Origin of the sequence: Ligilactobacillus ubinensis (assembly GCF_024160875.1) — a bacterium.
Classification (GTDB): domain Bacteria; phylum Bacillota; class Bacilli; order Lactobacillales; family Lactobacillaceae; genus Ligilactobacillus; species Ligilactobacillus ubinensis.
Map to the genome: position 1 here is coordinate 1 of NZ_JAIULA010000008.1, position 15,203 is coordinate 15,203.

General features: G+C 33.3%; 20 protein-coding genes and 1 other annotated feature. Of the genes, 1 reads left to right on the forward strand and 19 read right to left on the reverse strand.

Going from position 1 to position 15,203, the window contains the following annotated elements; genetic code table 11:
* Positions 1 to 355: 355 nt before the first annotated feature.
* The 3 genes from LB941_RS05085 to LB941_RS05095 all read right to left on the reverse strand — a co-directional run bounded on the left by LB941_RS05085 (position 356) and on the right by LB941_RS05095 (position 3,492).
* A complete protein-coding gene (locus LB941_RS05085; RefSeq protein ID WP_253360037.1) occupies positions 356 to 892 on the reverse strand; it encodes a shikimate kinase in 537 nt (178 codons plus the stop codon).
* A 361-nt stretch (positions 893 to 1,253) separates the two neighbouring features.
* Positions 1,254 to 1,979 (reverse strand): amino acid ABC transporter ATP-binding protein, encoded by a 726-nt coding sequence (locus LB941_RS05090; protein ID WP_253360209.1) that lies wholly within the window; start codon positions 1,977 to 1,979, stop codon positions 1,254 to 1,256.
* Position 1,980: 1 nt separating this feature from the next.
* The gene (locus LB941_RS05095) at positions 1,981 to 3,492 is read right to left on the reverse strand and encodes an ABC transporter substrate-binding protein/permease (RefSeq protein WP_253360039.1); all 1,512 of its coding nucleotides are present in this window, start codon (positions 3,490 to 3,492) and stop codon (positions 1,981 to 1,983) included.
* 199 nt (positions 3,493 to 3,691) lie between these two features.
* On the opposite strand from LB941_RS05095, the gene LB941_RS05100 reads away from it, so the two are divergent.
* Positions 3,692 to 3,841 (forward strand): SPJ_0845 family protein, encoded by a 150-nt coding sequence (locus LB941_RS05100; RefSeq protein ID WP_253360041.1) that lies wholly within the window; start codon positions 3,692 to 3,694, stop codon positions 3,839 to 3,841.
* Between the two features lie 113 nt (positions 3,842 to 3,954).
* Here LB941_RS05100 and LB941_RS05105 read toward each other — a convergent pair whose 3' ends face one another.
* From LB941_RS05105 to thrS, 16 genes are all read right to left on the reverse strand, one after another.
* Positions 3,955 to 4,254: a nucleoside triphosphate pyrophosphohydrolase family protein gene (locus LB941_RS05105; protein WP_253360043.1), complete on the reverse strand. Its 300-nt coding sequence runs from the start codon at positions 4,252 to 4,254 to the stop codon at positions 3,955 to 3,957.
* A gap of 3 nt (positions 4,255 to 4,257) precedes the next feature.
* Positions 4,258 to 4,860, reverse strand: a complete 603-nt coding sequence (gene yihA, locus LB941_RS05110) for a ribosome biogenesis GTP-binding protein YihA/YsxC (protein ID WP_253360045.1) — start codon at positions 4,858 to 4,860, stop codon at positions 4,258 to 4,260.
* 172 nt (positions 4,861 to 5,032) lie between these two features.
* Positions 5,033 to 5,212 (reverse strand): 50S ribosomal protein L32, encoded by a 180-nt coding sequence (rpmF, locus tag LB941_RS05115; RefSeq protein ID WP_253360047.1) that lies wholly within the window; start codon positions 5,210 to 5,212, stop codon positions 5,033 to 5,035.
* A 75-nt stretch (positions 5,213 to 5,287) separates the two neighbouring features.
* Entirely contained in the window at positions 5,288 to 5,839 is a 552-nt protein-coding gene (locus LB941_RS05120) for a DUF177 domain-containing protein (RefSeq protein ID WP_253360049.1), read from the reverse strand.
* Positions 5,840 to 5,916: 77 nt separating this feature from the next.
* A complete protein-coding gene (locus LB941_RS05125) occupies positions 5,917 to 7,068 on the reverse strand; it encodes a nucleotidyltransferase (RefSeq protein WP_253360051.1) in 1,152 nt (383 codons plus the stop codon).
* A gap of 22 nt (positions 7,069 to 7,090) precedes the next feature.
* Positions 7,091 to 7,825 (reverse strand): class I SAM-dependent DNA methyltransferase, encoded by a 735-nt coding sequence (locus LB941_RS05130; RefSeq protein WP_253360053.1) that lies wholly within the window; start codon positions 7,823 to 7,825, stop codon positions 7,091 to 7,093.
* The gene (rsfS, locus tag LB941_RS05135) at positions 7,826 to 8,179 is read right to left on the reverse strand and encodes a ribosome silencing factor (RefSeq protein WP_253360055.1); all 354 of its coding nucleotides are present in this window, start codon (positions 8,177 to 8,179) and stop codon (positions 7,826 to 7,828) included.
* The gene (yqeK, locus tag LB941_RS05140; RefSeq protein ID WP_253360058.1) at positions 8,179 to 8,793 is read right to left on the reverse strand and encodes a bis(5'-nucleosyl)-tetraphosphatase (symmetrical) YqeK; all 615 of its coding nucleotides are present in this window, start codon (positions 8,791 to 8,793) and stop codon (positions 8,179 to 8,181) included. Before yqeK ends, rsfS begins: the two co-directional genes overlap by 1 nt.
* Entirely contained in the window at positions 8,790 to 9,410 is a 621-nt protein-coding gene (locus LB941_RS05145) for a nicotinate-nucleotide adenylyltransferase (RefSeq protein WP_425270495.1), read from the reverse strand. The genes yqeK and LB941_RS05145 overlap by 4 nt, the downstream gene beginning before the upstream one ends.
* A 34-nt stretch (positions 9,411 to 9,444) precedes the next feature.
* Positions 9,445 to 9,768, reverse strand: coding sequence for a ribosome assembly RNA-binding protein YhbY (yhbY, locus tag LB941_RS05150; protein WP_253360060.1), 324 nt, complete (start codon positions 9,766 to 9,768; stop codon positions 9,445 to 9,447).
* Between the two features lie 11 nt (positions 9,769 to 9,779).
* Positions 9,780 to 10,898, reverse strand: a complete 1,119-nt coding sequence (gene yqeH, locus LB941_RS05155; RefSeq protein WP_253360062.1) for a ribosome biogenesis GTPase YqeH — start codon at positions 10,896 to 10,898, stop codon at positions 9,780 to 9,782.
* Positions 10,891 to 11,424, reverse strand: coding sequence for a YqeG family HAD IIIA-type phosphatase (locus LB941_RS05160; RefSeq protein WP_253360064.1), 534 nt, complete (start codon positions 11,422 to 11,424; stop codon positions 10,891 to 10,893). Before LB941_RS05160 ends, yqeH begins: the two co-directional genes overlap by 8 nt.
* Before the next feature lie 208 nt (positions 11,425 to 11,632).
* Positions 11,633 to 11,992, reverse strand: coding sequence for a 50S ribosomal protein L20 (rplT, locus tag LB941_RS05165; RefSeq protein ID WP_253360066.1), 360 nt, complete (start codon positions 11,990 to 11,992; stop codon positions 11,633 to 11,635).
* A gap of 127 nt (positions 11,993 to 12,119) precedes the next feature.
* Positions 12,120 to 12,320: a 50S ribosomal protein L35 gene (gene rpmI, locus LB941_RS05170; protein ID WP_003699793.1), complete on the reverse strand. Its 201-nt coding sequence runs from the start codon at positions 12,318 to 12,320 to the stop codon at positions 12,120 to 12,122.
* A gap of 33 nt (positions 12,321 to 12,353) precedes the next feature.
* The gene (infC, locus tag LB941_RS05175) at positions 12,354 to 12,854 is read right to left on the reverse strand and encodes a translation initiation factor IF-3 (RefSeq protein ID WP_253360068.1); all 501 of its coding nucleotides are present in this window, start codon (positions 12,852 to 12,854) and stop codon (positions 12,354 to 12,356) included.
* Between the two features lie 43 nt (positions 12,855 to 12,897).
* Positions 12,898 to 13,035: a sequence feature (ribosomal protein L20 leader region), on the reverse strand.
* A gap of 48 nt (positions 13,036 to 13,083) precedes the next feature.
* On the reverse strand, positions 13,084 to 15,039 hold the full coding sequence (gene thrS / locus LB941_RS05180) for a threonine--tRNA ligase (RefSeq protein WP_253360069.1): 1,956 nt from the start codon (positions 15,037 to 15,039) through the stop codon (positions 13,084 to 13,086).
* Between the last annotated feature and the right edge of the window lie 164 nt (positions 15,040 to 15,203).

The following is a 15,203-nucleotide window of genomic DNA, read 5'->3' on the forward strand; positions in this document are numbered from 1 at the left end:
GTACCTATTCTTTCGAATAGATAGCCCTACACATTTGATTTGTCTAAAAACTTTGTTCAGTTTTCAAAGATCTACTTATAGTAAAACTTAAATCCATTAAAAATTACCCATAGAATTAATTATACTAAATCTATAATTAATTTCAACATATTTATAATTAAAAATGAATAAAAATCAATTTAATTTATAAACATAAGCAACTTTATCATTTTATCAAATGTTATATTCTACGTCAAGAACTAATTAACACTGTATAAACATTGTAGTTGCTCGTTCAATCAACGTTTATTATCTTACATTTTTTTTTTTGCTACGTCAACACTTTTTTCAATTAAATTTATAAATATGAATAATACTAGCTACATTTATGTTTTTTTACTTTACTATTCCATGAAGAAACAAAGGCCAACACCTTACTAACTACCATTTCCGGTGTTAAATCATCTGTTATTATCTTGTAATCTGCACAACTATTGTAGCGTTGCACTCGCTGTCTTTTAACAGACTCTAATTGTTTAGCACTAAGTCCATTAGCTAATGGGCGACCGCTATCCGCTTTAATTCGACTGTATGTTGTTTCAGAACTTGCCTCTAATAAAATAACCGGTACATCACATTTTTTTAATATTTGTTGATTATCTATACGTAGTGGTGTACCGCCACCTGTCGCAAGAATACCATCATGTGTTCTTAATACTCTCAATAATATCTCATGTTCAATTTTGCGAAAATATTCTTCTCCTTCATCCTCAAAAATTTCACTAATTGATCGTTTTTCACTTTCAACAATTGCTTGATCCATATCTACAACTGTTTTATTTAATTTTTCTGCCAAAATTTTACTTACTGTTGTTTTACCACTACCCATAAAACCAATTAATATTACTTCCATGTTAATTCCTCCAGTTTATAATGAAAAATCTAAACAAAAAGCCAGCTTGACTCCTTTAAAGTCCAGCTGGCTAGAAGTAACACTTCAATTCCGTTGCGGAAATATCTTTCTCACAAAAGCTCAGCTAGACTTTTTCTTGTATCTAGCTGAAACAATTCAAAATTGGCTCTGCTTAGATACGAACTGCGATGTCCGTATCTAATGTTGCCTCATACGGACACTACATAAAATAAGCATAGCTCCAAAAAAGATTAATATTTTGAATTGTTATTATCCTTTGCATGTTAGATTTTCCTTTCCATATATTAATGATATTAAAACATGATTAGTATCATTAGTCAAGTTATTTTAATAATTCACTTTATAAAATTTTATCCAGAAATTCTTTTGCCCTATTTGTTTTAGGTTCTTTAAAAAATTCCTCTGGTGTTCCTATTTCTTGAATATAGCCATCTGCCATAAACCAAACTTGATCTGCTACTTCTTTTGCAAAACCCATTTCATGAGTTACAACAATCATTGTCATCCCTGAATCCGCTAAATTTCGCATTACTTTTAACACCTCTCCAACCATTTCTGGATCAAGTGCACTTGTCGGTTCGTCAAAAAGCATTACCTCCGGATCCATTGCTAAAGCACGTGCAATAGCAACTCTTTGTTGTTGTCCTCCCGAAAGACTTGATGGAAATTGTTTTGCTTTATCGGCAAGTCCAACTTTTTCTAATAGTCCTGTAGCCATTTTTTCAGCTTCAGCTACTGTTTTATTTTTCACTTTCATTGGAGCTAATTTTACATTTTCTAAGACATTCATATTTGGAAACAAGTTAAAGCCTTGAAAAACCATTCCCATTTTTTCGCGTAATATATTGAGTTCATTCTCAGAAATATTTGTTAACTCATTGCCTTCAAAATAAACTTTTCCATCACTTGGCTGCTCTAAAACATTTAAACAACGTAAAAAAGTGCTTTTACCTGAACCTGATGGTCCAATAATACAAATAACTTGACCCTTTTCAACCACTTCTGAAATATCTTTTAAAACTGTATTAGAACCATAACTTTTTTTCAAATTAACTACTTCAATCATCTTACTGTTCATGTTTCATCTTCCCTTCAAAGTAATTTAAAAACTTGGATAATGTGAAAGTAACAATGAAATAGATCATCATAGTAATAAATAATGGTAATACACCTTTATATGTTGCAGATTGGACTAATTGCGTTTGATACATCAAATCACCAACACCTATTACAGAAACAATCGAACTTTCCTTAATCAAAGTAATAAATTCATTACCTAAAGCTGGCCAAATATTTTTTATAGCCTGTGGAATCACCACATAGCGGTAAGTTTGTTTTTGATTCATTCCCAAACTTCTTGCGGCCTCTGTTTGACCTGTTGCTATTGATTCAATTCCAGATCTAATTACTTCCGCAACATAGGCAGCTGAATTTAATGAAACCGCAATAATACCAGCCGCTAACGCAGGTAATGATTGAATAAGTGCTCCAATACCAAAATATACAAACATAACCTGAACCATTAAAGGTGTACCTCGAATAAATTCTATATACATAACTGCTAAAGTATGTAATATTTTTGCATTCGATATCCTCATCAAAGCAAGGATGATTCCCAACAGAAAACCAAAGAAAACAGAAATCACAGTTATAATTAATGTATACTCTAATCCCTTAGCAAAATATGTCCAATAACTTATCATAGTATTATTTTTACTTGTTGACTTCATATATTTTGCCGCATTTGGGACATACTTTTTATTAATTACATTTTCTTTTTTTAATTTACTAATTGTTTTATTTGCAGCATTAACTAATGTCGTTGAACCTTTTGAAAAGGCCATTGCAGCACCTGTCTCATTAGTGTCTACATTCATCTTGGCATTAAAAGCATATAAGTTACTATTGTTACTTACATATGCCTTAGCTGTCGCCTCTTCCATTAAAACACCTGCTACTTTGCCTGATTGCAGTGCAATTATTAAGTTGTTTAATTTTGCTAATCCCTTAACACTTGCCCCTTTCATTTGCTTTTGAACCAAGTTATATTCTAACGAACCAGTCTGTGCACCAATTGTTTTATTTTCAAAACTGTCTTTATTTTTATACTTTGCTTTATCTTTCTTATTAATTACTATGTATTTACCACCTGTATAGTAAATATTCGAAAAATCAACACTTTTCCTTCTCTCAGAAGTTGGATTCATCGCTGAAATTACAGTATCAACTTTATGAGTTTCTAATGCAACAAGTAATGAATCAAAATCCATATTCTTTATTACTAGCTTAACTCCAAGATCCTTTGCGAATTTCCTTGCTATTTCAATATCAATTCCGACGTACTTTGTTTCACCGTTGACCTTTGCTGTAAATTCATAAGGTGGATAATCTGCACTCAATCCAACGACTAATGTCCCTTTTTTCTTAACATCAGAAAGCGAGCTATCCGTTGTACTGGACACCGAAGAACTACTGCTTGAGCTTTCAGATGCAACAGCTTTTGTCTGCATAAATGGTGCAAAAAATAAGATTGCCAATGCAAGCATAAGCAATGCTGTCATTTTTTTCAAAATATTCATATTCATTCTACTTCCTTTTTATTAACCTAATCGATAGCATTAGTATACTACATTTTGGTTATTTATACAATAAATAAGATAAAAATGAATATTATTTACTATTATACACAATATAATGTTTTTACTATATTAATTTTAATTTGTTGAATTATTCTATAAAAACTGTTATTCTAAGAAAAAATGTGAGGTGTATTTTTTTATGAGTTTAAAAATTAATCGACAAGTCGATTTAGAATCATTGTTTAATAAATTTGCAATTGATCCCATTGAACCTGCAAAGAAAAAAGAGAACGAATCTGATAAAACAGAACAAAAACCTACTAGTCCAAATAATAAAAATAGTAAGTAGATATATTATAAAATGTAATCACCTGTTAAATTGGTGATTTTTATTTTAGAAACTGAAAGGTTAATTTAGATTAAATAAAAAAAGAATGAAAATTTATTTCATTCTTTTTTATTTTACTGATTCGAAGCATAACCATCTGGATACCGCTTATTTAACGTCTCAATATTATTTTTTGCAACTTCATCAAATGGAATATTGGCCCATTCAGAAATTTGGGATAGATACCATAAAACATCTCCCATTTCATGAATCATTTTCTCTTTATCTAAATCTTTTCCTTTAAAAGTGTAATCCTTGATTAAATAAATAAGTTGTCCTGCCTCGCCTGCTAAACCTAAAGCACAATTAGTTAATACTTGCTCATTGCCATATAAAGTCCGATTAGCTTTTTCTTGGTATTCATTAAATTCCATATCTTATTTTCTCCCATCACGAATATTTGCTTTTTCTTCAATCCAATTCCAAATCGAATCTTTACCAGTTTTATCTAATGCAGAAAATAATACTAATCCGTCATTTTTATTCAATTGTAATGTTTTACGAATTATACTCTCTGCCTTATTACGTTTGCTCCGTGGAATTTTATCAATCTTAGTGCCCACTACTAAAATAGGTAAGTCATAGTAATGAAGAAACTCAATCATTTGCTTATCCAATTCTGAAGGTTCATGCCGAGCGTCAACTAAAGATATAACTCCGCGTAATTCCTTTCGCTGTGCAAAATATGTTTCAAGCATTCTACCCCATTTTTCGCGTTCCTTTTGTGAAACTTTCGCATAACCATAACCAGGCACATCAACAAAATATAACTGTTCTTCAATATTGTAAAAATTTAAAGTTTGTGTCTTTCCTGGTTGACTAGATGTTCGAGCATATTTTCTTCGATTAATAAGAACATTAATCAGCGAAGATTTTCCAACATTTGAACGCCCAGATAAAGCAATTTCGGGATAGTACTTATCTGGATATTGCTCCGGCCTTACTGCGCTAATTGTTAACTCTACATTATGCACTTGCATAAAATTACGCTCCCTCATAAATTAATTATTTTTATTTTAACATACGACTCTATCGCATTACCAATATTGTCTTTTTTAATTTTCATCTATATGTATAACTCACTGTATTTGTATTAAAAAAAACAATTTTCACAACATACCCTCTTAGGCTAGTGAAAATTGTTCCGTTTAATTATTTAGCTACTTTAACAACTTCTTTGTCACCGTAGTAACCACAATTTGAGCAAACATGATGTGATTTACGTAATTCACCACAGTTTGGACATGCACTTATGCCAGGAGCTGTGATTTTATAATGTGTACGACGTAATCTTTTACGTGTCTTTGATGTTTTACGTGCTGGTACAGCCATCTCTAGACACCTCCTTAATTTTTTTCAAATTAATCTAACAAGAAGAATTGTACTTGTTATTCCATAATTTTGCAACTACTCTTCGGAATTCTCCGAAAAAAAATCCTGTAGTTTAGCAAACCTTGGATCCAATTCTGTTTTTTCTTCTTGGATTTTTTTTAATTGACTTTCACTGATAACGTTCCAATCTCTACCAGTTGGCATTTCAAAATCAGCTCGTTTCTCCGCTGTCGTCAAAACCTGCATAGGAATCTGCAACAATATATTATCTTCAATCACTTTATCTAAATCTAAAATATCATTTTTTAATACAATAACAACATCTGTATCTTCAAAATATGACAAATCATGCTCATGATGACTAATATAGTGTTCAGTTAAATCAAAATCAAGATTTAAAGTTACAGGTTCAAGCGAGCGTGTTGAAGGTAAAATCAACGTTATATTCACTTGAAGATATCCTAAAACTCCTAATTCATCAACAGAAAATAATCCATGGACATGAGCCTTTGAAGCCCCAATTATATCAGGACGACGTTTTTTTAACGCATCCTCAAGTTGCAATATCTCATCAACTTCAATTGGTTGCCCACCAACTTGCCGTAATTCATTCAGTGACCATTTCATGCTGTTTTTCCTCCCAATGCAACAAATTTCATTATACTTGTCTATAAATACTTTGTCAATGCTTTTCACTTGACACCCTATTTAAAATTGCGAATTGGCGCTTTTTTTAAGTCCTGTTCTTCACCCGTTATTAATTGATAAACTTTTCCTGCTCGATAGTCAGCTTTAAGGATTGTATTCTTACTTTTTTTGCTAACTTTTGTAATAATTGGAAATACAGGGTCCTTTTTCACCTGATTTAAGTACTTTTTTCCACGACTTGTAAAACCTAATAAACGGATATACGGTGAATTGTTCCACGTATTTATGTCATTTTGTTTCAGATTTAGTAAAATCGTAATTGCCAAACGAGCAAGTCTAGTATACGTGAAACGTTTTGTTTTTACAGTGTGCATCCACTCATCAAATGATGCAGTTACTGGCAATTGCTCCAATTGCTGTTGCAATCGATATTCTATTCCTTCCGCCATTCCATAAATATATTGCAAATCCTTAGGAGAGGTTGTTAAAATCTTATATCTCAATAAGGGCCAAAAATCATCCCAATCGACTAACTTATTTTGGATTACATCATTAAAAGTAATTTCGGGGACATAACTTTTCAAAACTTGTACATTGCCTTGTGCATAATTCTTTCGAATTGCAGATGCACTAGCAATTGTCTGGGTTGAATCTAGTTTCTGATCATGATAATTTGCTTGTATTCGTTGTACTGGAATTAGCTCAATCGCTTCACCTAAATCAAAATTTGCTTTTGCGTAGGCAAGGCCTAATAAATCATTTGGCTTAGAAACATCATATCCTATTTTGGCTGTCACTGCCTGTTGAAAAGTCGCTGCATACGCCTCATCATATTTTTTAAAGTTTCCTTTAACTCCATCAACTTGGCGTGCAAATGCTTTAAAATCATAGTTAGCATGCTCTGCACCAAAGACTAACTTAGAGACACCTAAAGCCTTTAAAATTTCAATTCCATTGTACGCAAAACGATCAGCCGGCTGTACACATGCTGTTACTGGTAATTCAATAACAAGATCAACTCCATTTTGAAGTGCTTGCTTTGCCCTTATCCATTTATCCATACAAGCAGGCTCACCGCGCTGTAAGAAATTTCCACTCATTACTACAACAATACATTTTTCTGGAAAAAAACTTTTTATCTGTTTAATCTGATACAAATGACCATTATGAAAGGGATTGTATTCTGTAATAATTCCGACCGCTTCCATCACATTCACCTACAATTACGCTTTATTTCTCACACACAAAAAACAATCGTTCTGTTTTATCCGTTGGTTGACTTTGACCAAAATCTGCACTAACGCTAATTTTCTTAAAACCAGCTATATGCAATAAATCAATATATGTTTCCATTGAGTAAGTACGTTCATGGTGTTCTTCATTTAACCGTACATACTTATTGTTTGTTTCATCATATATGAAAAAGGTTAAATCATGAATTACACTATGTGGTAAGTTATCTGCATAACTAGACCAAATAAAAGCCTGCTTCTCATCAGTGTAGTTATACATATAACCTGGATATACTTCATCTGTTTTATAGGGTGTAATGACATCAAATAAGAATTTTCCGTCCGCAAATAGATGTTGATAAACTTCACAAAATGTTTTTTGCAGTTCTGCTTTCGTTTGCAAGTAACATAATGAATCTGCAAAACAAGTTATCGTCGCATACTTAGCTAAATTGTGCAAATCAAGCATATTTGCTTCTATGAAGGGAACATTAACCCTAGACTTACGCGCATGCATATCTGCTAATGCTAACATTTCAGCAGATAAATCAACACCTGCAATGTCATACTGCGCTTGTGCTAACATTACAGCAAGCCTCCCTGTACCACAGGCTAAATCTAAAATAGTATCCTGTTTAGAAATCGCCTGTCTTTCAACAAACGCTAACCATTTGTCATACATTGATGGTTCCATCAGCTCATCATATAATTGGGCAAATGTTGTATAATTCATCTACTTAACCCATGCTGAAACGTCCACCATTGGAGCATTCGCCCATAGCTTTTCTAAATTATAAAATTGACGTGTCTCTGTTTTAAATACATGGACAACTACATCACCAAAATCTAGTAAAATCCAATCAGAGTTATGTTTACCTTCAATATTTTTAGCAGTTACTCCTTCTTTATTCATTTCTGCATCAATTTCATCGGCAATAGCTTTAACTTGTCTACTAGAATCAGCTTGCATAATAACAAAATAATCAGCTAATAAACTAATTTTTTGCATATCCAATGCCACAATTTCTTCTGCCCGCTTGCTATCAGCTGCATTAACAACAACTTGCAATAAATCTTTACTATTCATTAAAATCCTCCATTACTATCTTCTGCAACATAACTATTATATGTTAATATGGCTGCTGGATAGATTGTTTTGTTTTCTTTCATTAAATATTCAAGTGTATGTTTGGTTTCAAAGGCAACTGCCTTATCCAAATTTTCTTTAGCTATTTGTCGCGCTTGCTCTACTCCTGGAAAACTTCGCCCAGGTTCAATAAAATCAGCTACGTAGATAATTTTATCTAACATCGACATTTGTGCCGCTCCGATTGTGTGATTACGAATTGCATTCAAAATATCTTCATTAGTAATCCCCAATTCTGTTTTAACAATCTCTGCCCCTACTACACCATGCCAGACAAAGTTGTTCCATTTTAACAAATCTCGATCTAAATTATTATTTATAATGACCTGCTTAAATTCCTCTGCACTTCTTTCTTTAGCGTAATCATGAACTAAGCCTGCAATACTTGCTTTTTCACAATTATAGTCATTTTGCTGTGCCAATTTAATTGCAGTCTTTTCTACACCTAAAACATGCTTAAATCTAAAATCGCTCAGGCTGTTTTTAATTTTTCTGATTAATTCTTCACGATTGTTTCCGGGGAAATAGTCATGTGTATATTTAATTTCAGTCATTTGTAGAGACCCTCTTTTTCAATATAATCTGCTACTTCTTTCTTTACTAAATATCTGATTGAACAACGCTGACTAATCTTTTCTCTAATCAAAGATGAGCTAACACCTATCATTGGCACGTCAACCCACATCAAAGGATACTTACTTTTTTGTTCAAATCCCTTTCGTTGCACTCCAATAAACTTTACCATCTTTATCAAGTCATCAATTCGATTCCACTTAGGTAAATAGTCAACCATATCACCACCTATAATGAAATAATACTCGTTTTCTGGGTGCATGATTGTTAACTGTTTAATCGTATCATACGTATAGCTTATTCCACCACGTTTTAATTCAATATCTTCAATTCCAAAGTTTGGATTATCAGCAATACTTAACTCTACCATCTTTAGTCTCTTTTCGGCGGCAATTGTTTCTTTGCTGTCAATGTGTGGTGGTAAATTATCCGGCATAAACAAAACTTCATCCAATCCAAGTTGACTAAGAACTTGATCAGCAATAATTGAATGTCCTAAATGAGGTGGATTAAATGTACCACCTAATAATCCAATACGCCTTTTCTTACCAAGATAATCGACCTTTGTTAAAACTTGTGTTGCGGGGATTTTGGTCACCTTAACTACCACAAATACTCATCTCCTCAGGCAATTATATCTTAGCTACTTCAAGTGAAATGTTGCGATTTTCTTTCACTTTAGCAGGACAATATAAAACTAAAACATGGCCAATTTTTTGAACCACTTTAATTTGACTATTAGTTTCAATATACTCTGTAACTTCCTCAGGCTCAACACTCGCATTTTGTAAAATATTTATCTTCAAAAGTTCGCGTTTTTCAATAGCAATTTTAATTTGAGTTAACCATTCGCTACTTACCCCCTCTTTACCAACTTGAAAAATTGGTCGCATTCCATGCGCTTGGGCACGCAAATATCTTTTCTGTTTTCCTCGTAATGTTTTTGTATTATCCATAATTTCCTTTCTTAAACCATTGCTTTACGTAATATCACTGAAACTCCTTTGGGAGCCCAACCAGCTATATAAGAATTACTTTTAACTGAAATCCACCCTAAACCAGCAAATACAAGATCACTTTTTTCTTTTGTTTTAAACTCAAAACGAACAAGTTCTGGAAAATTTGCCATTTCCTTTTTAGTAGGTGGGCTTAATAATTCACCTGCATGTTTTTCATAAAAACTATCTGCATTTTCTGTTTTTGTACGATGTATTAACAAATTGTTATCTAAATAGGCAACAAAACCTTGCCTTTCTCCACTAAGATAATCAAAACGAGCTAACGCACCTAAAAAAAGCGTTTGTCCTTCATTCAATTGATAAACCTTAGGGCGTATTTCTTTTTGCGGGGTCGCAAGTTTTAATGTTTTTCCTGATAAGTAATGCGCCATTTGATTTCTATGAATAATCCCTGGTGTATCAATCATATCATGTCCATCATCAAGTGGAATTTCAATTCGATCCAACGTAGTTCCAGGAAAACGTGAAGTTGTTATTAATTCTTTAATTCCTGTTTTTTGTTTAATAATTTGATTAATTAGAGTCGATTTACCCACATTTGTCACACCAACAACATAGACATCACGATTTTTGCGATATTTATCAATTAATTGCAATAATTCATCAATAGCGTTGTTTTTCTTTGCACTAGTTAAAATTACATCTATTGGTCGTAATCCTTGTGCATTAGCCTCTTGACGCATCCATTCTTTTAACTTAGAACGCCGCAATGACTTTGGCAATAAATCTTCTTTATTACCGACTAATAAAACTGGATTGTTACCAACAAAACGGTGTAATCCAGGAATTATTGAGCCATTAAAATCAAAAATATCAATTACATTCACAATCAAAGCATCTGACGTACCTATCTTATTTAGTAATGCCAAAAAATCATCATCACTTAATTTAACATCAGCAATTTCATTATAGTGACGTAACCTAAAACAACGTTGACAATACAGTGCATCATTTTCTAAACTAGCTTGTAGCGCTGATTCAGGTATATAACCCAATTCTGATTTAACAGTCGTCTGTATTTTAGCACCACAACCAATACAATATAATTCTTGTTCAATTTCAGTCATCTAGCGAATGCCCCCATTTTGCCTTTAAATCGTTTTGTTTAATCAACTTTTGTTTAATAATTTTTTCAAAAAATCGATTAATTCTAGTATTCCATGCATCAGATTCGACCAATGGTTTAACTAAAATACTTCGAATATTTGCATTATTAGCCGCTGCAATATCAGTTATTAGCTGATCTCCCACTAAGACGATTTCACTTTCCTTCAATTCAAATCGACGCTTAGCAGTATTTATTCCTCGCACAAAAGGCTTCATTGCTCTAGATACAAAAGGTAAATTAAAAGTTCGCAACGCTTTTTTTACTCTTCGATGATTGTTATTTGAAACTACTACTACCGGAATATGCGCCTCGTTCATTTTTTTAAGCCATTCTCGTAATTTTGGTGTCCCATTAGGATTATTCCAAGCAATCAAAGTATTGTCTAAATCTGTTAAAATTATTTTAATCCCCTGAGCCTGAATATCTTCTGCAGTTAAATCGTATATTGACTCAATCATCCAAGTTGGTTTAAATCTGTTAAACATCTATCATACTTGCTATTCCAAAGATAAAATAGCTTCCCTTCTCAAAAATTTTACTATAGTATTCATTATAAGATATCTTTCAACCAATACGCAAACATTAGAATAAATATTTACGTCATCATCCTACAATGCTGTTTTTTCATAGCAAATATTACCAAAAATAAAAGACTAGGAACTAATTTCCTAGTCTTCTACATGTATGAACTAATTAATTGGCCAAAGCCTTTTTAGCTGCATCAACAATTGCTGAAAAAGCAGCTGCATCATTAACAGCAAGATCAGCTAACATTTTACGGTTAACATCAATTTCTGCTAATTTTAAACCGTGCATTAATTTACTATAGCTAATATCATTTATACGAGCTGCTGCATTAATACGAGCAATCCATAATTTGCGGAAATTGGATTTTGTTTTTCTACGATCACGGAAAGCATATTGATATGATTTCATAACTTGTTGCTTAGCAACCTTAAATTGAATATGCTTTGAACCGCGATAACCTTTAGCTAATTTTAACATGCGTTTACGACGTTGACGCGTAACTGATCCACCTTTAACACGTGGCATGTGAATTCCTCCTTAATATCCAAGCAGACATCTTTCGTATGTCTGTGGTAGTCTATCAACAGACTATTTATACTTAACCGTGCATTACTATCAAATGGTAGCAATATTTCAAACGAAAATGAATTTATTACTTCATTTGAGAAAGCATTTGCTTGATACGTTTCATATCTGAAGCAGATACCATTGATGCCTTACGTAATTGGCGACGTTGCTTCTTTGTCTTACCGTGGAAGCGGTGTGATGTATAAGCATTTGAACGCTTTAATCCACCATTTCCTGTACGCTTGAAACGTTTTGCTGATGCGCGGTGTGTTTTTTGTTTTGGCATGATACAATCTTCCTCCTAGATATTTTAAGCTGATTAATTCTCAGCTTTTGGTGCGAGCATTAGGAACATGCTTCGACCATCCATTTTTGGTTTAGATTCGACAACAGCAACTTCTTTTATCTCATCTGCAAACCGATTAAGAACGTCACGGCCAATTTCTTTATGCGTGATTGCACGACCCTTGAAACGAATCGAGACTTTGACCTTGTCTCCTTTAGTCAGAAACTTTTGAGCATTCTTTATCTTTGTATTGAAGTCATTTGTGTCAATCGTTGGGCTTAAACGAACTTCTTTAACGTTTACCACTTTTTGCTTCTTACGAGCTTCACGCTGCTTTTTCTGCAACTCAAAACGATACTTCCCATAATCCATGATCTTGGCAACAGGTGGTTTCGCTTTAGGCGCAACTAAAACAAGGTCAAGATTATCTTGCTCTGCTAATTGCAAAGCCTCTTGCTTGGTTTTTACCCCAAGTTGGGAACCATCACCTGCTATTAGACGCAATTCACGAGCACGAATGCCGTCGTTTACCATTTTATCAACTGCTATGGCGTTTCACCTCCAAATAATTTCAGAGAAAATGCAGAAAAAACGGACGCTCTAGCAAAAATGCTAAACGCCCGCACTAATCCGTTTTTATCGGAATTAATTTCATTATCTTGCCCCGGAACTTGATTATCCCTTAGGCGAGAAGCGGGAGCTTCTGCTTTTTTCTCAACTCTATTATGGTAACAATATTAATGTTTCTTGTCAAGAAAATAATTTATTTTGTTTCTTGACGACTATATGATTCGATATCCTTACTAAACATCGCTATAAAATCAGCTTGGCTCATTTCTTTAGTATCTTCTTGACCGTATTGCCGTACAGTTACGGTATTATTTGCCGTTTCGCTATCTCCTACAACTAATGTATATGGAACCTTGTTAACTTGAGCTTGGCGAATCTTATATCCCATTTTTTCATTACGATCATCAATCGAAACTCGAATATGATGTGCACTTAATTTGTTTTTTAATTTAGCTGCATAATCAAAATGTAAATCATTTTTAACAGGAATAATTTCGATTTGCTTAGGTGCTAACCAAGTAGGAAAAGCCCCTTTATACATTTCTGTCAAATAAGCAGTAAAACGTTCCATTGTTGAAATTATTCCACGATGAATCATAACTGGACGATGTTCTTGACCATCAGCTCCTACATATTTCAAATCAAAACGTTGTGGTAAAAGAAAATCTAATTGAATGGTTGATAATGTTTCTTCTCCACCTAATGCTGTCTTAGTTTGGACATCAAGTTTTGGACCATAGAAAGCAGCTTCTCCTTCAGCTTCAAAATATTCCAAATTCAAATCATCCATAGCTGCTTTTAACATTTTTTGTGATTTTTCCCACATTTCATTATCATCAAAATATTTCTCAGTATTCTTAGGATCACGATAGCTTAAACGGAAACGATAATCTGTAACGTCAAAATCATTGTAGACTTCAACCATCAATTGTAAAATCTTCTTAAATTCTTCTTCAATTTGATCGGGTGCTACAAATGTATGACCATCATTTAATGTCATTTCACGAACACGAGATAAACCTGTTAAGGCTCCAGATTTTTCATAACGATGCATCATTCCTAATTCAGCAATTCGTAATGGTAAATCACGATATGAACGTTTATGGTGGTTATACACTTGGATATGTGAAGGGCAATTCATTGGACGTAATTCCAACATTTCACCATCACCCATATCCATTGGTGGAAACATATCTTCACGATAATGATCCCAGTGCCCAGACTGCTTATATAAGTCTAGATTGGCTAAAACAGGAGTGTATACATGTTCATACCCATCGCCAACTTCCTTATCTATAATATAACGTTCTATAGTACGACGAATTGTTGCACCGTTTGGCATCCAATATGGCAATCCTGCCCCAACTTTAGGATCCACAAAAAATAAATCTAATTTATTTCCAATTACACGATGATCACGTTCATGTGCTTCTTCACGTCTAACTAACTCAACATCCAAATCTTTTTGCTTATAAAAAGCTGTTCCATAAACTCTTTGTAACATTGGGTTGCTTGATGCGCCTTTCCAATATGCTCCAGCAACTGATAAAATTTTAAATACTTTAACTGCACCTGTTGAAGGCAATACAACATTATTTGAGAAATCTAAAAATTCTCCTTGCTTATGTGCAAAAACTTGACCTGAATTTGCAGAAGCTAAATCATTTACTAACTCTTTTTGATATGGGTCATTAGCAACTAAAGCTAATGCTTCATCTTTAGAGTAGCTAACTTTTTCAATTTTCAAATTTTGTTTAATAATTTTATTCATTTTAGCAGTAATTTTTTCAAAATCGGCTTCACCAACTTGGCCCGCTTGATTATCTGTATCAAAATAAAAACCATGTTCCGTAGCTTGACCTTGACCAAATTTCATTTCTGGATATAAATCTGATAGAGCATTAGCTAAAATCTGAGCTGCTGTATTCCATAAAACAATTAACCCATCTTCCGAGTCCTTTGTAATTATTTCAATACTCCCATCGCTATTTAATACTTGATCATAATCAATTAGTTCTCCATTAAACTTACCAGCAACAGCTTTTTTGGCTAAGCTTGTGCTTATCGACTCTGCTAGCTTTCTTGTTGTAATTCCTTGTTCATATTCCTTAATTGCACCATCAGGAAATGTGATATTAATTTTTGACATTCTACTCAATCCTCCTAAAATAATTGCAGATAATAAAAAATCCCTAATATCTATCTAGATATTAGGGACGTTATTAACGTGGTTCCACCCGAACTTTAAGGTTAAACTATGTCTAACCTCCTCAAATACGTTATTAACGGGTACGACCCGACCTAACTTTGCAC